Below are 19,595 nucleotides of genomic sequence, written 5' to 3' on the forward strand. Positions count from 1 at the left end.
AGGCCTAGCCGAAGGCACCGCCGAGATCGGGTTTCATCGTCGGGCAGTAGCGCGCGACGACCACGGCCAGCAGGATGCCGCCCAGCGTCAACGCCACCGGCAACCAGTTGAACACGACGCCGGAAGAGACGTAGAGATAGAGGAAGAACACCGCCATCACGCCGCCGCCCATCACGCGTCCGGCCTTGATGCCGGCCAGATAGACACTCAGCAGCACGCCGGCGAAAGGGATCAGCACACTGAACAGGTTGATCACGAACTCGCGGCCACTGGCGGCCACGCCGGGCAGGATCAGCCGCGCCACCAGCTCCCACGCCACGAGATAGACCAAGACCGGCGCGGCAAAGCTGCCGATCAGGCGCAGAACGGTGCGGACGGGCTCGTCGGCGCCGGGTTTGTGGGGCTGGGGGGTATTCATGGCGGCAACATCCTGAACGATCGAACGAAAACTGAGGCAGGTCAGATTATAGAAAGAAGCTTCGAGCTTCGAGCTTCGAGCTTCGAGCTTCGAGCTTCGAGCTTCGAGCTTCGAGCTTCGAGCTTCGAGCTTCGAGCTTCGAGCTTCGAGCTTCGAGCTTCGAGCTTCGAGCTTCGAGCTTCGAGCTTCGAGCTTCGAGCTTCGAGCTTCGAGCTTCGAGCTTCGAGCTTCGAGCTTCGAGCTTCGAGCTTCGAGCTTCGAGCTTCGAGCTTCGAGCTTCGAGCTTCGAGCTTCGAGCTTCGAGCTTCGAGCTTCGAGCTTCGAGCTTCGAGCTTCGAGCTTCGAGCTTCGAGCTTCGAGCTTCGAGCTTCGAGCTTCGAGCTTCGAGCTTCGAGCTTCGAGCTTCGAGCTTCGAGCTTCGAGCTTCGAGCTTCGAGCTTCGAGCTTCGAGCTTCGAGCTTCGAGCTTCGAGCTTCGAGCTTCGAGCTTCGAGCTTCGAGCTTCGAGCTTCGAGCTTCGAGCTTCGAGCTTCGAGCTTCGAGCTTCGAGCTTCGAGCTTCGAGCTTCGAGCTTCGAGCTTCGAGCTTCGAGCTTCGTCGCAATGATACGCCGACGATCCCGGCCCGCAGTCAATGCTCGATCTTCTTGAGCAGAAACACCAGCGGCACGCAGAGCAGGTAGATACAGCCCAGCCACAGGAAGATGTCGTTGTAGGCCAGCACCTGAGCCTGGACGCCAAAGCGCTGCCCGAGCAGGGCCACGGCGCTGTGATAAGGGTCGGCGACGTGGCCGATCAGCATCGACTGATAGTTGTCGATCTGCTGCTGGACCGCGATCCGCCCTTCGTTGAGCGCCGGGATCAGCTGGTTCCAGTGGTAGTCCACCCGCCAGTCGCGGACGGTGTCGAGCATCGCCAGGCCGACCGCGCCGCCGAGGTTACGCATCACGCTGAAGAGCCCGGCGGCATTGCCCAGCTCCTGCGGTGGCAGCGTGCCCAGGGCGATCCGTGACGCTGGAATGATGCACAGAATCATGCCCATGCCACGCACGATCTGCGGCCAGAAGAACTGCCAGAAGCCGGATTCGCTGGTCAGGTTGTTGTTCATCACCGTCCCGATGCCGATCAGCGTCAGACCGAAGAACAGCAGCACGCGCAGGTCGACCGAGTTGGTCAGCCGCCCCACGATCGGCGCGGTGAAGAACATCGCCACCCCGGTGACGAACATCACCTCGCCGATCTGCAGGCTCGAATAGCCGCGCACGCCACCGAGGAACAGCGGCATCAGATAGACCAGGCCGTACATCGCGATCCCGACCACGAACACGAGGCCGGTGCCGATCGAGAAGTTGAGATTGCGGAAGGCATGGAGATCCACGATCGGCGAGTGGTAGGTAAACACGCGCCAGAAGAAGCCGACGCAGGAGGCCGCGCAGAGCAGCGTCATCCACACGATCAGCTCGCTCGAGAACCAGTCGTCGCCCGGCCCTTCCTCCAGCACGAACTCGAGGCTGCCGAGAAACAGCGCGATCAGGATCAGGCCGCGGAAATCGAGCCGCTTGGCGACACTCGCATCGCCCTCGTCGATATCCAGGAAACGCCACGCGGCCAGCGTCACGCAGATACCGGGAATGACGTTGGCCAGGAACAGCCAGTGCCAGCTGAAGATCTCGGTGACGTAGCCGCCCACGGTGGGGCCGATCGAGGGCGCCATGGTCACCACCATGCCGATCACGCCCTGGACCGCCCCCATCGCCCGGCGCGGAAACAGCGTGAAGCTGATCGCCTGGGTGATCGGAATCATCGCACCACCCATGAAGCCCTGGATGGCGCGCAGCACGATCAGCTGCTCGATGCTGTTGGCCAGCGCGCAGCCGAGACTGGCCAGGGTGAACCCGGCGCAGGAGATGACGAAGGCGACGCGGGTGGAGAGCCAGCGCATCAGCACGCCGGATAGCGGGATCATGATGATCTCCGCAACCAGATAGGAGGTCTGGATCCAGGAGATCTCGTCGCTCGAGGCCGAGACGCCGGCCTGGATCTCGTTCAGCGAACTGGCGACGATCTGGATATCCAGGATCGCCATGAACATGCCGAACACCGCCGCTATGAACCCGAAGCGGTAGTGCCACGAGGGCATCTCCTGCGGGCCGGCCCCTGAGGGTGCTGCGACTTCACTCATGGCCGACACTCATGACCAATACGCACGGCGCGGATTCACGACTTATCGTCGACGGCAAGATCCGAACCGTCGTCGAGATGCGGGCCGGGGTCGAAATAGATCGCCTGGCCATCGACTTCGCGGGTATCCACGGAGGGCACCACCGAAAGGCCGGACTGCAGCCGCCACAGCTGTTCCTCGGGGCCGGTGACGCGAATCTTGACCGGCACGCGCTGGACGATCTTGTTGAAGTTGCCGGTGGCGTTGTCCTGTGGGAGCAGGCTGAACTGGGTGCCGGTGGCTGGCGCGACGCTGTCCACCTTGCCCTTGAACTCGATGTCGGGATAGGCGTCCACTTCCAGCGATACCGGCTGGCCGACCCGCATTCGCTCGATCTGGGTCTCCTTGTAATTGGCGACCACGTAGGCTGTCTGGACGGGCACCAGCTGCATCAGGGTGAGTGAGGGCTGGGCCAGATCACCGGGCTCGACGGTGAGATTGCCGACCACGCCGTCGCGTCTGGCGACGATACGGGTCTTCTCCAGTTGGCTCTGGGCGTAGTCGATATCGGCCTGAGCCGCATCGCGGTTGGCCTTGGCGCTATCGATCGAGGCCTGGTCCGCCGACAGCCGGCGTTTCGCAGACTCGACGCTCGCCTGGCGCGCCGCCAGCGTCGCCTGGGCGACACGCAGCGTGGCCTGATCGTCCTGCAGTTACTGGCGCGAAGCGTAATTGTTCGCCGCCAGCGACTGCGAGCGCTCGAGATGCTGGCGGGCCTGGGCGACATCGGACTGCGCCGCCGTCACCTGCGCCTGGGCCTCGTCGATGCTGGCCCGGTCGAGTTCCACCTGACGCTCCGCCTGGGTCACGTTGGCGGTACTGACGGCCAATTGCGCCCTGGATTGCGCCAGCTGGCTACGGGTATCACGGTCGTCGAGCTGCACCAGCAGGTCGCCCTGTTTGACGCGCTGGTTATCCTCCACCGCCACCTCGGTCACCCGCGCACTGATTTCGGCACGCACGGCGACGCTGTCGGTATAGACGTAGGCGTTGTCCGTCTCGATGAAATAGCGGCCGGTCTGCCACCATTGCCACGCGAAGACCAGCGCCACCGCCAGCACGACCAGTACCACCACTGCCGAATAGAGTTTCTTCTTGATCTTCATGCCGAGCCTGTTTTCATGCCGGAGACACACGCCAACTCAATGTGTAGTGTAGACTACACTATCTTTTTGAAAACGCCACCGGGCCACCGCAATCGGACCACGCCGGCACGAGGAAGCACCATGTCATCGCCAGCCCCCAAAGACTCCCCACCGACGACCGAGCGCGGCCGCCAGCGTCGGGATGCCCTGCTCGACGCAGCGCAACGGCTGTTTCTCGAGCATGGCTACGGTCAGGTCAGCGTCAACGACATCGTCGCCCAGGCTGGCGGTTCCCTGTCTACCCTCTATCGTCACTTCGGCAACAAGGAAGGGCTGTTTCAGGCGATGATCGAACGCCGTTCGCATCATATCTACGACACCCTGACCGCCGAAGGCGTCGACGAGCTCCCCGTCGAGGCCGCGCTGCAACGCCTGGGGATCGACCTGCTGATCAAGGTGATGGACGAGGAAACCCTGGGAATCTACCGCGAAGTCGTGGCGGAAAGCCCGCGCCAGCCGCCACTGGCCCGGCTGTTCTTCGACGGCGGTCCGGGCCGCGTACGCCAGGCGCTGGCGGACTACTTCGAGCGACGGATGCAAAGACAGCTCATGCCGGCCTGCGACAGCGTCGAGCTCGCCGGCATCTTCCTTGGCATGCTGCTGGGCGAATGGCACCTCATCCGCGTGCTGCAACTGGAATCGCCGCCCTCCCGGGCGGCGATGGAGAAGCGCGTCGAGCGCTGTGCGGACCTGTTTCTGCGCGGCGCGATGGCGGATCGAACGGAGTAGCCGCCGCACCACGCTCTACCAGGACATCATCAAACGCCGTCAGGACGCGATCAGATCGGCGATCTTGATCGGCATGTCACGGATGCGCTTGCCGGTAGCGTGATAGACGGCATTCGAGATCGCCGCCGCCATGCCGGTGATCCCGATCTCGCCGACCCCTCGAGCGCCGAATTCATTGAAATTGAAGTCGGGGTTATCCAGCAGCTCGACTTCAATGTCGGGAATGTCGGCATGGACCGGCACGATGTAATCGGCGTAGTTGTTGTTGTAGATGTTGCCCGCCGGGTCGTACTCGGTTTCCTCGAACATCCCCATCCCCATGCCCATCACGATCGCGCCTTCGACTTGGTTCCTGGCGGTCAATGGGTTGATCGCCCGGCCGATGTCGATCGTGCTGACCACGCGAGAGACCCGTAGGCGGGAGATGCCCGGATCCCAACGTATTTCGACGAAGTGGGCGCCGAACGAGCGAAACGAGAATTTGTCCTGCTCGTCACCCGGCGCCGCGCTGGCCTCGCCTTCCGCCATGCCGCGCTGCAATTTGTCGAGCAGCTCGGCGAAGGAGAGCGTCCGGTTGCCGTCGCTGAGCGCGCCGCTCTCGAACGTGAGCGCATCGGCTTTCTTGCCCTCGAAAGGCGCACCATCGGCGATCGCGAGCTGCTTGAGCTGTTCGATCGCGTCGCGGGTCGCTCCGGCGACCGCCGGCAAGACGGTGGCGGTCGCCATCGAGCCGCCGGAGAGCGGCCCGGCCGGCAGCGTCGAGTCGCCCAGTTTGACCTCGATGCGCTCGATCGGCACGCCGGTCAGTTCGCTGGCGGTCTGGGCGACGATGGTATAGGTGCCGGTGCCGATATCCTGGGTGCCGCAGGCGACTTGCACTTTGCCGTCGGCGCGCAGTTCGACCCGAGCCTTGCAGTGGCTGCGCATCGCCTCCCAGGTGGCATCCGCCATGCCCCAGCCGATGATCTCGTGACCATCGCGCATCGAGCCGATTTCCGGGTTGCGCTTCTCCCAGCCGAAGCGCCTCGAGGCGTCGTCCCAGCATTCGCGCAGGTGGTTGCCGGACCACGGCAGATCGGCGGAGGGATCGCGCTCGGCGAAGTTCCTGCGGCGCAGCTCCAGCGGGTCCATGCCGAGCTCGATCGCCATTTCGTCCATGGCGATCTCCAGCGCCACGCTGCCCGACACTTCGCCCGGCGCGCGCATCGAGGTCGGCGTGCCGTGATTGACCTCGACCCGACGCTGCGACACCGAGACGTTGTCGCAGGCGTAGACCCGTGGCGTGCCGCTGCCGACCGACTCGGTATAGGCATCGACGAACGAGGTCTCGTTCTGGCTGTCGTGACGGATCGACTTGAGTCTGCCGTCGCGGTCGGCGGCCATGCGGATACGCTGGCGCGAGGCCGGGCGGTTGCCGGCGCTGCAGAAGTTCTGCTGGCGCGACAGCACCGTCTTGACCGGGCGGCCGACCATCTTCGCGGCCACGGCGGTGATCACCGCATGCGGCCACATGAACAGCTTGCTGCCGAAACCCGAGCCGATGTAATGGGCGATGACGGTGACCTTCTCCGGCGGAATCCCGAAGATCTGCGCCATGGCGTTGCGCTGGAACACCACGCCTTGGGTGGATTCGTAGACGGTCAGCCGGTCCCCGTCCCAATAGGCGATGGAGGCGTGCATCTCCATCGCCACGTGGGTCTCCATGGCGATGGTGTAGGTGTGGTCGAACTTGACCGGCGCCGACTCGAAGGCGCCCTCGGGATCGCCCCGCGACACCGCTTCGTCGCCGGCCTCCTCGCCTTCGTCATCGGTCTGGAACAGCCCCGGCACCGCCTTCTCTTCTTCATAGCGTGCGGTGACCAACCGTGCAGCGGCGCGCGCATGTTCGAAGGTGTCGGCGATCACCATGGCGATGTACTGGCCTTCATAGTGAATGCCGTCGTCCTCGAACGGCAGACGCGCTTCGCCGACCTTGTTCTGCTCCGCCATGGTGTTCGGCGAATGGAACAGCCGGCCTTCGGAGCCGCAGGCCGGGTTGTTGTCGGAATGCTGCAGCGCGGGGAAGTTGCCGCGATGGATGATCTCGATCACACCCGGCGACTGGCGCGCCGCCTCGAGATCGAGCCCCACGAGCCGACCGCGGGCAATGGTGCTCGGCACCGGATAGCCATAGACCTGACCGAGCAGATTGTGATCGGCGGCGTAATCCGCCTTGCCGGTCAGCTTGAGTTCACCGTCGATGCGGGTCGTGCGGTGACCAATGATTGATTCCGTCATCGTTGCATCTCCTTAGCTCTGTGCGGTCACCGTCGCGAGAGCGCGGACGATCGCCTGCTTCGCCAGTGGAATCTTGAACGCGTTGTCGCGATGCGCCACGGCGCCGGCCATGGCCGCCTCGGCCGCTTTCTGGAACGTTTCCTCCGTCGCGGGCTGGCCGCTGAGCGCCGCTTCCGCCTCATGAGAGCGCCACGGTTTGGTGCCGACACCGCCCAGCGCGATGCGCGCTTCACGGATGGCATCGCCGTCCAGGGCCACCACGGCGGCACAGGAAGCCAGCGCGAACTCGTAGGACATCCGGTCGCGCAGCTTGAGATAGTGGCCCCTGGCGCCGTCGATCGGGGCGTCGAGGGTAACGTGGGTAATCAGCTCGCCATCGTTCAGATCGTGCTCGCGCTCCGGCGTATCGCCCGGCAGCAGGTGGTAATCCTCAAAGGGAATGTCACGGGTGCCGCCCGGCCCCTCGATGGTCAGGGTCGCGCCCAGCGCCTGCATGCCCACGCACATGTCGGAGGGGTGCACGGCAATGCACTGATCGCTCGTCCCCAGCACTGCATGGTTGCGGTTGATGCCTTCCAGCGCGCCACAGCCGGAGCCGGGTTCGCGCTTGTTGCACGGCCGCGCCGGGTTGCGGAAGTACGGACAGCGGGTGCGCTGCATGACATTGCCCGCCGTGGTGGCCACGTTGCGCAGTTGGGTCGAGGCACCAGTCAGGATCGCCTCGGACAGTACCGGATAGTCGGCGAGGACACGCTCGTGGTAGGCCAGGTCGGTATTGGTCACCAGCGCACCGATCTTGAGACGGCCGTCGTCGAGCGACTCGATCCCGGTCAGCGGCAGCCGGTTGACGTCGACCAGTCGCTCGGGACGCATGATGTCGAGCTTGACCATATCGATCAGATTGGTGCCACCGGCGATGAAATCGGCGCTGTGGTCGTTGCCGTGCAGAGCGGTCGCCTCGGCGACATCCCCGGCGCGCTGATAGTCGAAGTTACGCATACAGGAAGTCCTCCTCAGGCCTTGGCGCGCGCGGACTGGACCGCACTCAAAATGTTCTTATAAGCGCCACAGCGGCAGATGTTGCCGCTCATCGCTTCCTTGACCGAGGCATCATCGCTGCCGATGCGCTTGTCATTGAGCATCGACACGGTCGACATCATCTGCCCGGCCGTGCAGTAGCCGCACTGGTAGGCGTCGTGCTCGAGGAAGGCTTCCTGCACCGGATGGAGCTGGCCGTCGCGAGCGAGCCCTTCGACGGTGGTGATCTCGCAGCCTTCATGCATGACCGCGAGCGTCAGGCAGGAGTTGGCCGAGTGACCGTCGATCAGCACGGTGCAGGCGCCGCACTGGCCGTGATCGCAGCCCTTCTTGGTGCCGGTCAGGTCGAGGCGTTCGCGCAGGGCGTCGAGCAGCACCACGTTGGGCTCGACCTCCAGGGTGACGGGCTCGCCATTGATCGTCAGGCTGACCGTCACGGTATTGCTGGATCGCGAAGCGTCGGGTTGCAAAGCGTCATCGGGGGAATGCACGGAATCGTCCATCATGCCGGCTCCTCATCGGGGGTCGAAGACCGCGGCACCTCAGCGCTTCACTGCGCTGCGCCACGGTTCGTTGTCTTGAACAGTCACCTCGAGTGGAAGACTCGAGTTGATCGGGGCCACGGGTTCGAATCCTGCTGGAACGGCTCGAGCCAGGCCGGAACACCGCAGACGAATACCGACCGCGTTTCGGTCGGCGAACAGGCCTTTTCGTCACGGGATATCAGGCGGCGTGATGCTGTCAGGACATTGAAGCCGCCTTGCCAACACAGCATAGACACCACATCCGGATCCCGCTCGACGCCCGGCCAAGAAATTTTCGGGCTGCGCCGACGTGATCGCATCGATGATAATGTCCCGCGTAAACTGGCCCGCAAGATCGCTCTGACCAAGGTCATGCTGCCGACGACGTGCTCTGATCAGCGATCAGAGCACGTCGCACCATCGACCCACGGGCCTGCGCCAGCCGCTCACTGACTGAATAGATTTTGGGAGAACTGCATGATCCGCTCCGTCGTTCCACGCACGGCAAAGCTACGACGCACCCTGGCGACCACGCTGGCCGCCCTGGCCATCAGCACCCCTGCCCTGGCACAGGAGCCGGCCCCCGAGGTGCCGGGACTCATCGTCGCCAGGAGCGACGCCAGCGTTCACGACACGGCCACGCGATTCGCCGAGCAGGCCCGCACCAGCGGCATGACCGTGTTCGCCCGTGTCGACCATCGCCAGAGCGCGATGTCCCGCAGCATGGCGTTGCTGCCCAACGAAGTGATCGTCTTCGGTGACCCCAAGACCGCCACGCCGCTGATGCAGTGCGCGCCCACCGCCGGCATCGACCTGCCGATGAAGGCTCTGGTCTGGCAGGACGACGAAGGCCAGACCTGGCTCGGCTACAACGACCCCGCGTGGATCGCCGAACGTCACGGCGCCGCCGACTGCCCCGCCATCGGACCGCTGCAGCAGGCGATGCAGAAGCTCGTCGAAGCGACGTTGCAGCAGTAGTAGCATCAAACCCGTAAAAGCGAGATCGAAAAAACCGCCGCCCTCCGGTTTGGCATTTCCGGAGGGCGGCGGCTTTCGCTGGGCCACAGAACCCTCAAGCGTTCCGCGTCTTACTCACGTTACGCACTCTGCGTCTATCGACTATGCACTCCGTGCCTGGGGCACGTCGTCCATCAGCTTGTCGAGGGTGATCGGCAGTTCGCGGATGCGCTTGCCGGTGGCGTGATGGACCGCGTTGGCGACAGCCGCCGCGAGGCCGGTGATGCCGATCTCGCCGATACCGCGGGCACCGTACTCGTTGAACGCCAGATCCGGATAGTCGAGCAGGATCACGTCGATCTCCGGCTGGTCGGCATGCACCGGCACCACGTATTCGGCGTAGTCGTTATTGACCGGCCGCGCGTTGCGCTCGTCGTACTCGGTGGCCTCGAACAGCCCCATGCCGATGCCCATCACCACGGCGCCTTCGACCTGGTTGCGCGCGGTGGTTTCGTTGATCACCTTGCCGACGTCGATAGCGCTGACCACCCGCGCCACGCGCAAATGCGAGATACCCGGGTCCCAACGTACCTCGACGAAATGGGCGCCGAAGGAGCGATAGGAGTACTTCGAGTCGGCGGCCTCGGTATGCGCTTCCCCGTCGGCGCTGCCGTAACGCCCGGCCTCGAGGATCTCGGCGAAGCTCACCTGCCTGCCGTCGGCATTGCGCAGGCCGCCGTTCGCGACTTCCAGCTCTTCGCCGGACACCCCGGCAAAGGCGCCGTTGCTGCCGGTGGCGTAGCGTTTCATCTCGTCCAGCGCGTTGCGCGCCGCCCCGGCGATGGCCGGCAGCGTAGTCGCCGTCGCCCAGGAGCCGCCGGAGACCGGCCCGTCCGGATAGGAGGAGTCGCCCAGCTTGACGGTAATGCGATCGATCGGAATGCCGGTCACGTCGCTGACCGTCTGGGCGACGATGGTGTAGGTGCCGGTACCGATGTCCTGAGTGGCGCAGGAGGCGAACGCCGTGCCGTCGGCGCGAATCGAGACGCGCGCGTCGCAGGCCATCTTCAGCGCTTCCCAGTTGCACGCCGCCATGCCGTAGCCGACGATCTCGCGACCCTCGCGCATGCTGCCGATCTGCGGGTTGCGATCGGCCCAGCCGAAGCGCTCGGCAGCCTGGTTCGTCGCTTCGACGATATGGTTGCTCGAGAAATCCAGATCCTTGCTCTCGTCGCGTTCGGCGTAGTTGTCGAGCCGGAACTGAACCGGATCGACACCGGCAGCGTCGGCCATCTCGTCGATGGCGGATTCGAGCGCGAACAGCCCCGGCGCGGCGCCCGGCGCCCGCATCGAGGTCGGCGTGCCGCGATTCACCTGCGTGGTCTCGTGGCTCACCGTCAGATTGGGGCAGCTGTAGAGGCTCTTGGTCACGCTGCCGCAGGTCTCGACATACTGGTCGGTAAAGGACGTGGTGTTGATCGACTCATGCCGCAGCGAAACCAGCTTGCCGTTGTCGTCCGTCGCCAGCCGCAGGCGCTGGCGCGTTTCCGGCCGGTGGCCGGTGGTAGTGAACATCTGCTGGCGCGGCACGACGAGCTGTACCGGACGCCCCAGCTCGCGGGACGCCGCCGCAGTGGCGATGGCGTGCGGCCAGGTCCACAGCTTGCTGCCGAAGCCGGAGCCGATGTAGGGCGCATGCACGGTGATCCGCTCCGGCGGCATGGCGAAAATCTTGGAGAGCGCCCCTTTCGCCACGACCACGCCCTGAGAGGCGTCGAAGATCGTCAGATCGCCGTTGTCCCACCATGCCGTGGAGGCGTGCATCTCCATCGGGTTGTGAGTCTCCACCGGCGTCCGGTAGGTCACGTCGATGGTGGTCGCCGCGCTATCGAAGGCCGATGCCGCATCGCCGCGCTCATGGTTGCCGCTGCCCACCTGGGTGCCGTTGGCCTCGAGACCCTGCTCGAGATTGGCCACGGCCTTGTCGGCCGAGTAGGTCACCTTGACCCGGCGCGCTGCCGCCCGCGCGTTCTCGAAAGTGTCCGCAACCACCAAGGCCACGAACTGCCCTTCGTAGTAGACACGTTCGTCTTCGAACGGCAGCCGGGTTTCCTCGACCTTGTTGCCCTGGGCCAGGCTCGACGGCGTATGGTAGAGCGTCGGGAAGTGGCCGTGGTGGAAGATGTCGATGACGCCCGGCATGTTGCGGGCTTCGTCGACACTCAGCTGTGAAACCTTGCCGCTGGCGACGGTGCTGAAGACGCCGTAGCCGTAGGCCAGGTTGGGCGGCAGGTTGTCGGCGGCATAGTTGGCGCGGCCGGAGAGCTTGTCCGGGCCGTCGATACGCGGCACGCCCGCGCCGATGATGCTTTGCTGTTTGTCGCTCATGGTCGATTCTCCTCGCGGGCGATCAGGCGGTGGTCAGGTCGGCCAATTCGGTCAAGTCGACCAAGTTGCGCACGATGGCCTGCTGGCCGAGCGGAATCTTGTAGCCGTTCTGGGAGTAGGCGATGGCGTTCTGGAAGGCCAGCCTGGCGGCATCGGCAAAGACGGCTTCGCTCGCGGCCTTGCCCTTGAGTGCCGCTTCCACTTCCGGCGCGCGCCACGGCTTGGTGCCGACGCCGCCCATCGCGACACGGGCCTCGCGGATGGTGTTGCCATCCATCCGCACGATCACCGCGCTGGAGGCGAGCGCGAACTGGTAGGACTGTCTATCGCGCAGCTTGAGGTAGCCCGAGCGGCTGCCCTCGAGGGGCGCATCGAGAACGACGTGGGTGATCAGCTCGCCCGGTTCCAGAGCGTGCTCCCGTGCCGGCGTGTCGCCAGGCAGCAGGTGGAAGTCGGCGAAGTCGATCTCACGGCTACCTTCCGGCCCCTGGACGACCACGGTGGCGCCGATCGCGATCATGGCGACGCACATGTCCGAGGGGTGCGTGGCGATACAGCTGTCACTGGTGCCGAGTACCGCATGAACGGTGCGATTGACGCCGCCGATGGCGGCACAGCCGCTGCCGGGTTCACGCTTGTTGCAGTCGGAAACGCCGTCGCGGAAATAGGGGCAGCGCACCCGCTGCATCACGTTGCCGCCAGTCGTCGCCTTGTTGCGCAACTGGGTCGAAGCGCCCGCCAGCAGTGCCTGGGATAGCACGGCATAGTTCTCGACCACGCGCTTGTCCCGCGCCAGTGCGGTATTGGTCACCATCGCGCCAATACGAAGGCGGCCATCGTCGAGACGCTCGATCTCGTCGAGGGCGACGCCGTTGATGTCGACCACCTTGTGCGGCTGCATGATATCCAGCTTGACCAAATCCAGCAGCGTAGTGCCTCCGGCCAGATAAGCGGCGCCGCCGGCCAGGGACGAGACGGCGCGGTCGCTGCCGTGGGCGGCGATAGCCTGTTGCGAGCTCTCGGCGCGGGCGTATTCGAAATGTCTCATGATGCTTTCTCCTCGGTTCTGATGCGAAAGCTAGGCGAGCGAGGTTCAGACAAGGCAAAAATCGGCGAAAAAGCGCAGTTTACGAGGTTGTAAATGAGCATTTTGAGACGATTTTTAACGCCGCATGAACGAGCGCAGCCAGTTTTCGCGCAGAACCTAAACTGAGCCGCGGGCGGACTGAATGGCCGCAACGATGTTCTTGTAGGCGCCGCAGCGGCAGATGTTGCCGCTCATCGCCTCGCGCACGTCGGCATCGCTGGTGCCGATGTCATCATCCTGCAGGATCGCCACGGCACTCATCATCTGCCCGGCCGTGCAGTAGCCGCACTGATAGGCATCGTGTTCGAGAAACGCCTGCTGAACCGGATGCTGCCGGCCGTTCTTCTCGAGCCCTTCGACGGTCGTGATCTCGTCGCCGTCGTGAGTGACCGCGAGGCTCAGACACGAGTTGATCGCGGTGCCGTTGACCAGGATCGTGCAGGCGCCGCATTGGCCGTGGTCGCAGCCCTTCTTGGTCCCGGTGAGCCCGAGGCCGTGACGCAGCGCGTCGAGCAGGATCACGTTGGGTGCCACGTCCAGCTGCTGGCGCTGACCGTTGACGGTCAGCGTGATGCGCTGTTTACCCTTCGCGGGCGGCGCGTCGGTCTGCGTGCCGGGCTCGTCCGGCGAACCGGCGTAGCTCACCTGGGAAAGCGCCGGTGCTGCTGCCACTGCCAGGCCGGAAATGCCCGCGGTCTGCAGGAAACGGCGGCGACCGGGGGAGCTTGGCTGGACCGAGCTGCTCTCGGGATCGTAGATGTCTACGCCCGCACTCGAACGCGGGTTGTCGTCCATGGAATCATCCTCATCAGTTTCCGCCCATCGTTATCATGCCTGTCGTTATCATCGTTGCTATCGGCATGTCGGGCTCGCCTCGGCGCAGTCGAGGCGGCGAAGCGGCCAGCGAGAGCTCGCCAGCCAGGAAGTCAGCTAACCCCCGCCGTGTCAGGCGGCGGAGGCTTATTCAACTTAGGAGAGCCCCCGGGGCGATGCAAAGCCTGGCGGTGGATTCAGGAGTATCCCGCGGCGATCGCGGAGGATTGGGCATGAGATCGGCGCTCAGCTTTCGTCCACGGCCGCCAGTGCCACCCGCAAGTGTTCCAGCAGCACCTCCCCCGCCGGCGGCAGGCTGCGATCGGCAGCGACACAGAGCGCCAACTGAGCGTGCAGCCGTCTGTCGCTCAGCGAGCGGAAGACCAGCTCGCCCTGAGCCAGTTCGCGCGCGACATCCAGCCGGTTGAGAAAGGCGATGCCGAGCCCGGCCCGCACCAACGACTTGATCGTCAGAATGCGATTGCAGGAGGCCACCGGCACCAGAGCGTAGGGCGAGTTGGCCAGCAGCTTTTCCAGCGTCGACCCGCGGAACATCTCTCCGCTCGGCGCGACCAGCCGATGGGCGCGGCAGTCGCGCAACTTGACCGTCGCCTGCTCGGCCAGCGGATGCGATGGCGCGACGACGACGCCGAATTCGAGATTCACGCGCTGGACGAAGCGAACCTTGCGGGTCGGCGGCGGGTTGATGCAGATCCCGATGTCGGCATCGCCGATCTGCACCTGCTCCAGAATCGACTCGGTCATGCCGGTCTCGAGCACCAGCCGCAGAGCGCGAAAGCGCTGGCTGAAGGATTCCAGCAGCGTCGGAAGCAGCTGGTCGGTGAGCGACTCCACCGTCGCCAGGCGAATCTCGGCGGTTCCGGCGCCCCGGATATTGCCCAGGGTTCCAGCAGGTGGCGTTCGTCGCGCTGCCATTGGCGAATCTGATAGAGCATCAACTCCCCGGCGGCGGACAGGCGCAGCCCCCGCGGCAACCGTTCGAACAGCGGCACGCCCAGTTCGGCCTCCAGCTTGAGAATCTGGCGATTCACGGCGGAAGCCGCCACGTGCAGCCGCTCGGCAGCCTTGCGCAGGGAACCCTGCCGGGCCACCTCTTCGAAATAGCGGAGCGATGTCTGTAGCAGCTGCATAGGAATGTTCACCGTCGTCCAAATGGCTACTGTTGCCGAAAAAAGAACGATATGCACGAAAATCGATGATGGAATCGTACAGCCAAATCTCGTTAGCTTACGAGCACCGCAAAGGCCCTCACTGAAGCAAAGCCGGCCAATACCGGGTGCAAGCCGAGTCGTTCCAGACGGCGAACGAGCGCGCAAGCGGCACCCCACTGCCAATAACAATCGGAAGCCCGTCATGAATGCCAAGACCGACAGCGATTCCAGGATCGACAGCGACGCCACGTTCGACGACGCCGGGCGCGGCGGCGATTCCCGGTCCCGGGCGGCCGGCGTGGACCCCGTCGACGAACGCCTTTCGCCGGGCGCCCTGCTGCTTTATGGCCTTCAGCATCTGCTGGTCATGGCAGCGGCGCCGATCACCGCCGTGTTTCTGATCAGCCAGGCGCTGGATTTCTCGACCGAAACCGCCACGGCCCTGATGAGCGCGACCTTCCTCGCCTGCGGTGTCGGCACTCTGCTGCAAACCTTCGGCCCGTTGGGTATCGGTGCCCGGCTGCCCTTCGTCCAGGTACCGGGCGGCGCGCCGATCGTGATCTTTCTCACCATCGCCCAGACCACCGATATCCAGACGGCAGTCGGCGCGGTGATCCTGACCGCCCTCTGCTATTTTCTCGTCCTGCCTTTCTTCACCCGGCTGCTGCGCTTCTTCCCGCCGATCGTCATCGGCACCATGCTGCTGCTGGTCGCGGTCAATCTGATCCGGATTTTCGGCGGCCTGATCATCGGCAAGCCGGGAAGCGAAGGGTACGCCGCGCCGCTGCAGATCCTGCTGGCACTGGTCACGATGGGCAGCATCGTGCTGTTCGCCCGCCTGCTCTCCGGTGCCTGGCAGCGTATCGCGGTCATGCTGGGGCTGGTCGTGGGCGTGCTCGTCGCGGCGGTCGCCGGCGAGATGCACTTCACGCCGATCATGGAGGGGCCGCTGATCGCCCTGCCGACGCTGTTTCCCTTCGGCATGCCGCATTTCGATCTGTTCGCCTCGCTGCCGCTGATCATCTTCAGCGTGATCGCCATGACCGAAGCCACGGGGCAGACCCTGGCCACCGCCGATATCGTCGGCAAGCGCGGCGATGCCCGGCTGCTGGTGCCGCGCAATATCCGTGCCGATGCGGTGGGCTCGTTGCTGGGCGGCTGTCTGGGCACGTCGCTGATCATCACGAGCGGGGAGAACATCGGCATCGTCAGGACGACTGGCGTCCGCTCACGCTATGTCACCGCCGTAACCGGCACGCTGCTGATACTGCTGGCGCTGTTTGCCCCGCTGGGGCGGCTGGCGGCGACCCTGCCCAATGCCGTCGTGGCCGGCACCGCCGTCATCGTGTTCGCCGTGATCGGCGTCATGGGCGTCAACCTGCTGCGCCGGGTCGACTTCGATCGCCAGGGCAATCTCTTCACCCTGGCGGCAGGGCTCGCGATGGGCCTGCTGCCGATCCTGGTGCCCGACTTCTACAGTGCCTTTCCCGCTTCGCTCCAGATCGTGCTGGGCAACGGCCTGGCGATGGGCACCGTGACGGCCGTTCTGGTGAATCTGCTCTTTCACCACACCGGAGCCATCGAGCCATCTCGTGAGCGCTGAATGGAAACCTTCATGACCCAATACGCAGACCACGCCCTTTCGTCTTCAACCCTTTCACCCTCAGCCCTGGCCGCCGATACGCTGCTGCTGCTCCCCGAGAAACTGCTCATGGCTGGCGAAGTCTCGAGCGACAAAGGCGTGCTCGTCGTCGACGGTCGTTTCGCCGAGATCGACCAGGCCGCCGCCCTGGTATCCCGCCATCCGACGCTGGAAGCGATTCCCCTGCCGGGCAAGCTCCTGATGCCGGGGTTCATCGACACCCATCACCACCTGACCCAGTCGCTGGGCAAGTCGCTGGTGTTCGGCGAGCCTTCGGAGATATTCAAGCGCGTCTGGGTGCCGCTGGAAGGCAGCCTGGACGAACGCGCGCTTCACCTCTCCGCCAAACTGGCCGCCCTGGAGGCGTTGCGCGGCGGATTCACCACCGCCGTCGATGCCGGAACGCGGGCCACGGTGGCGCTGGACGGCATTGCCACCGCGGCTCAACAGACCGGACTTCGCTGTGTCCTCGGCGCGATCTGCAACGATCGCGGGCAGGAATCCGAAGCCGCCGCGATTCTGCACCGGGCCGAACGCCATCTGGCGCGCTGGGAACACGACCCGCTGATTACCCCGTCGCTGGCGATCTCGATCCCCGAAGCCGCCAGCGACACGATGCTGCACGACGTGGCCCAACTGTGCCGGGAAAGCGGTCGAATTTTTCAGACCCACATCAACGAACACCTACAAGCCGTCGAGCGGTCGCTGGTCAGTCGCGGCGAGCGGCCCCTCGAGCATCTCGACGCAGTAGACGCCCTGGGGCCGCAAACGCTGATCGCCCACGCCACCCTGGTCACGCCTTACGAACTCAACCGGCTGAAAGACACCGGCACGGCGGTCGCCTTCAACCCGGTCGCCAGCAGCTGGAAAGGTAACGCCGTGGCGCCGGCACTGCAGATGGCCGCCCTCGGCATCCGCTTTGGCCTGGGCACGGACGGCACGCGCAGCGATGCCTTCCGGCTCATGGATGCCGCCGAGACCAGCCAGCGGCTGACCGGCGGTATCGCCCACGGCGACAGCTCCTGCGGCGGCGGCTGGCTCTGGCTCGATAGCGCGACCCACCGGGCCGCCGATGCCGTCGGCCTTGGCAACCTTATTGGCGATATCGCACCGGGCCTAGCGGCCGACTTCCTGCTGGTGGATCTCGAGGTGCCGGAACTGACCCCGTCCTGGGATCTGCCGTGGGAGCTGGTGCGCTACGGCAATCGCGATCAGATCGAGGCGGTATTCACGCAAGGGCGACTCAGGTTGTGGAAAGGATGGCCGGTCGACTGGGACGCCAAGGCCATGCTGCGGGAGATCGACGAGATCGCCGACGGTGCCGTTGCCCGCGCGCCGATCCAGCGCATTCATCCTGTCGCGAGCGAACACCGGTCCCGGTTCGGGCCTCGGTAACCATGAGCGATATCGCACTCTATCTGGTGCTGGCGCTGGCAACGGCGCTGGCGGCCTTCGTTCAGGGCGCCATCGGCATCGGATTCGCGCTGATCGTCGCCCCGATACTCGGATTGAGTCACCCGGAGCTGATGCCCACCGCGCTGCTGATGCTGATGCTGCCGCTCAACCTGTTCGTCTCCCTGCGGGAACGGCGGTCGATCGACTGGCGCGGCGTCGGGTGGATCACGCTGGGGCGCCTGCCGGGCACGCTGGCGGGGCTCGGTGTCCTGCTCGTCATGAGCCGTGGCGGACTCAATCTCCTGATCGGGCTCTCGACCGTCGTCGCCGTGCTCGCCGCCTGGTGGGCGCCGGCTTTCTCGCCCCGACGCGGCAGCTGCATGACCGTGGGCACCATCACCGGCGTGACCGAGACTGCCACCGGTGTGGGCGGTCCACCGCTGGCACTGCTCTATCAGCACCGGCCGGGCCGGAGTTGCGAGCCACCATCGCGGCCTGCTTTCTGCTCGGCGAACTCATCTCGCTTCTGAGCCTGGCGGTGGCCGGCCGGCTCGAAATGGTTCAGTGGCTATGGGCGCTGGCGCTGCTGCCGCCACTACTGCTCGGAAGCGTCACCAGCCGCCTGCTGCATCGGCGACTCGACGCCTCCCGGCTGAGACAGGGCGTGCTGCTTTTCGCACTGATTTCCGGCTTGGTACTGATGATCCCGTTTTGAGAGCAAGCGCCCGGGTGCGGGACTCTCTCCCCCGGCCGTCCCGGAGTGCGTAAACTGGCCTTTCCCTCGAGCCTGCCGTATGTTTTCCGCCACATACCGAGACCGTCCCAAGGAAGCATGACATGATCGATTCACGGAAGAAGCTCGCCTGGCAGCTGGCGCTCGCCGCGAGCAGCGTCGCCGTCAGCTCGGCTGCCCTCGCCGCCCAGCCCGAATGGGAAGGCACCGTGGGCGCCGGGGCGATCTACAGCCCGGACTATCTGGGCAGCGACGACTACGAATGGAACGCTTGGCCGTCACTGGATGCCACTTACGGCGACACGTTCTTCGTCAGCGTGACCGACGGCGTCGGCTGGAACGTGATCAAGCAGGATAACTGGCGGGTCGCGCCGTTCATCGGCTACACCTTCGGCCGCGACGATACCGGCGACATCGACGATCTGGATCAGGTCGACGGCGGCGCCACCGCCGGGCTGCGCGTCAGCTATCTCGATGACGCCTGGCGCTACAGCGCCGCCGCGGAGACACCCTTCAGCGGCGACATCGACGGCTATCGCGTCAGGTTCAAGGCAACTCACATCACCAAGCTCGGCGAGCGGGCGGTCTTTACCATCGGACCACGCTTCGGCTATACCAGCGCGGACTGGACCGATGACCTGTTCGGCGTCTCGAATCGCGAGAGCGCGCGCTCCGGCATTGACGCCTACGATCCGTCGAATGGCTATTTCACGGTCGGCGGCGAAGCTTCGCTCAGCTACTACCTCACGCGGCAGTGGTCGGTGACCGGCCTGGTCGGCGTCTCGCGCCTGACCGGCGATGCCGCGGACAGCTCGATCGTCGACGATATCGGCGATGCGACGCAGTGGCGGGCGGGGCTTTCATCAACTACCATTTTTAAGCTCTGTCTGAAAAATCGACGAGCGATGGCCAGACAAGGCAAAAATCGGCGAAAAAGCGGAGTTTACAGGGAAGTAAATGAGCCTTTTGAGCCGATTTTTAACGCAGTATGGGCGAGCGCAGGCATTTTTCAGACAAAGCGTAAGTCGTAGAGACATAAATTTTAGAGACTTAAATCT

The 19,595-nt window shown here is 64.8% G+C and carries 19 protein-coding genes; 7 read left to right on the forward strand and 12 right to left on the reverse strand.

What is annotated here, in order from left to right; all coding sequences use genetic code 11:
- Positions 1-4: 4 nt before the first annotated feature.
- The 4 genes from CCD76_RS20040 to CCD76_RS20380 are packed head-to-tail and all read right to left on the reverse strand — an operon-like array spanning position 5 to position 3,743.
- Positions 5-1,051, reverse strand: coding sequence for a hypothetical protein (locus tag CCD76_RS20040; RefSeq protein ID WP_179208884.1), 1,047 nt, complete (start codon positions 1,049-1,051; stop codon positions 5-7).
- Positions 1,048-2,598 (reverse strand): DHA2 family efflux MFS transporter permease subunit, encoded by a 1,551-nt coding sequence (locus CCD76_RS08840; protein ID WP_087719147.1) that lies wholly within the window; start codon positions 2,596-2,598, stop codon positions 1,048-1,050. Before CCD76_RS08840 ends, CCD76_RS20040 begins: the two co-directional genes overlap by 4 nt.
- 35 nt (positions 2,599-2,633) lie before the next feature.
- Complete coding sequence (locus tag CCD76_RS20375) at positions 2,634-3,290, reverse strand: HlyD family secretion protein (protein WP_306298799.1); 657 nt, start codon at positions 3,288-3,290, stop codon at positions 2,634-2,636.
- Positions 3,291-3,743, reverse strand: coding sequence for an HlyD family secretion protein (locus tag CCD76_RS20380; protein ID WP_256961222.1), 453 nt, complete (start codon positions 3,741-3,743; stop codon positions 3,291-3,293).
- 120 nt (positions 3,744-3,863) lie between these two features.
- On the opposite strand from CCD76_RS20380, the gene CCD76_RS08850 reads away from it, so the two are divergent.
- Complete coding sequence (locus CCD76_RS08850) at positions 3,864-4,511, forward strand: TetR/AcrR family transcriptional regulator (protein WP_179208885.1); 648 nt, start codon at positions 3,864-3,866, stop codon at positions 4,509-4,511.
- 39 nt (positions 4,512-4,550) lie between these two features.
- Here CCD76_RS08850 and CCD76_RS08855 read toward each other — a convergent pair whose 3' ends face one another.
- Genes CCD76_RS08855 through CCD76_RS08865 form a run of 3 tightly spaced genes read right to left on the reverse strand, consistent with a single transcriptional unit; the run spans position 4,551 to position 8,332 of the window.
- The gene (locus CCD76_RS08855; RefSeq protein ID WP_087719149.1) at positions 4,551-6,788 is read right to left on the reverse strand and encodes a xanthine dehydrogenase family protein molybdopterin-binding subunit; all 2,238 of its coding nucleotides are present in this window, start codon (positions 6,786-6,788) and stop codon (positions 4,551-4,553) included.
- 12 nt (positions 6,789-6,800) lie between these two features.
- A complete protein-coding gene (locus tag CCD76_RS08860; protein ID WP_087719150.1) occupies positions 6,801-7,787 on the reverse strand; it encodes an FAD binding domain-containing protein in 987 nt (328 codons plus the stop codon).
- A gap of 14 nt (positions 7,788-7,801) precedes the next feature.
- Positions 7,802-8,332, reverse strand: a complete 531-nt coding sequence (locus CCD76_RS08865) for a (2Fe-2S)-binding protein (RefSeq protein WP_087719151.1) — start codon at positions 8,330-8,332, stop codon at positions 7,802-7,804.
- A gap of 495 nt (positions 8,333-8,827) precedes the next feature.
- On the opposite strand from CCD76_RS08865, the gene CCD76_RS20175 reads away from it, so the two are divergent.
- Positions 8,828-9,328, forward strand: coding sequence for a DUF302 domain-containing protein (locus CCD76_RS20175; RefSeq protein ID WP_218776999.1), 501 nt, complete (start codon positions 8,828-8,830; stop codon positions 9,326-9,328).
- Between the two features lie 141 nt (positions 9,329-9,469).
- On the opposite strand, the gene CCD76_RS08875 is transcribed toward CCD76_RS20175, so the two are convergent.
- The 5 genes from CCD76_RS08875 to CCD76_RS20045 form a co-directional block, all read right to left on the reverse strand.
- A complete protein-coding gene (locus CCD76_RS08875) occupies positions 9,470-11,695 on the reverse strand; it encodes a xanthine dehydrogenase family protein molybdopterin-binding subunit (RefSeq protein WP_087719152.1) in 2,226 nt (741 codons plus the stop codon).
- Between the two features lie 22 nt (positions 11,696-11,717).
- Entirely contained in the window at positions 11,718-12,743 is a 1,026-nt protein-coding gene (locus CCD76_RS08880; RefSeq protein WP_087719153.1) for an FAD binding domain-containing protein, read from the reverse strand.
- Positions 12,744-12,899: 156 nt separating this feature from the next.
- Positions 12,900-13,577: a (2Fe-2S)-binding protein gene (locus tag CCD76_RS08885; protein ID WP_087719154.1), complete on the reverse strand. Its 678-nt coding sequence runs from the start codon at positions 13,575-13,577 to the stop codon at positions 12,900-12,902.
- A gap of 264 nt (positions 13,578-13,841) precedes the next feature.
- Entirely contained in the window at positions 13,842-14,450 is a 609-nt protein-coding gene (locus tag CCD76_RS08890; protein WP_256961228.1) for a LysR substrate-binding domain-containing protein, read from the reverse strand.
- A complete protein-coding gene (locus CCD76_RS20045; protein WP_179208886.1) occupies positions 14,357-14,746 on the reverse strand; it encodes a LysR family transcriptional regulator in 390 nt (129 codons plus the stop codon). The genes CCD76_RS08890 and CCD76_RS20045 overlap by 94 nt, the downstream gene beginning before the upstream one ends.
- 223 nt (positions 14,747-14,969) lie before the next feature.
- Between CCD76_RS20045 and CCD76_RS08900 the strand changes: the two genes are divergently transcribed.
- From CCD76_RS08900 to CCD76_RS08915, 5 genes are all read left to right on the forward strand, one after another.
- The gene (locus CCD76_RS08900; RefSeq protein WP_087719157.1) at positions 14,970-16,370 is read left to right on the forward strand and encodes a uracil-xanthine permease family protein; all 1,401 of its coding nucleotides are present in this window, start codon (positions 14,970-14,972) and stop codon (positions 16,368-16,370) included.
- A 12-nt stretch (positions 16,371-16,382) separates the two neighbouring features.
- Positions 16,383-17,804 (forward strand): amidohydrolase family protein, encoded by a 1,422-nt coding sequence (locus CCD76_RS08905; RefSeq protein ID WP_087719188.1) that lies wholly within the window; start codon positions 16,383-16,385, stop codon positions 17,802-17,804.
- A 2-nt stretch (positions 17,805-17,806) separates the two neighbouring features.
- Positions 17,807-18,334 (forward strand): sulfite exporter TauE/SafE family protein, encoded by a 528-nt coding sequence (locus CCD76_RS08910; RefSeq protein WP_218777000.1) that lies wholly within the window; start codon positions 17,807-17,809, stop codon positions 18,332-18,334.
- A gap of 8 nt (positions 18,335-18,342) precedes the next feature.
- Positions 18,343-18,519, forward strand: coding sequence for a hypothetical protein (locus tag CCD76_RS20180; RefSeq protein WP_218777001.1), 177 nt, complete (start codon positions 18,343-18,345; stop codon positions 18,517-18,519).
- Between the two features lie 227 nt (positions 18,520-18,746).
- Positions 18,747-19,568 (forward strand): MipA/OmpV family protein, encoded by an 822-nt coding sequence (locus tag CCD76_RS08915; RefSeq protein WP_256961223.1) that lies wholly within the window; start codon positions 18,747-18,749, stop codon positions 19,566-19,568.
- The last annotated feature ends 27 nt before the right edge of the window (positions 19,569-19,595 follow it).

This window comes from Salinicola salarius, from assembly GCF_002179555.1.
In the GTDB taxonomy this organism is placed as follows: domain Bacteria; phylum Pseudomonadota; class Gammaproteobacteria; order Pseudomonadales; family Halomonadaceae; genus Salinicola; species Salinicola salarius_A.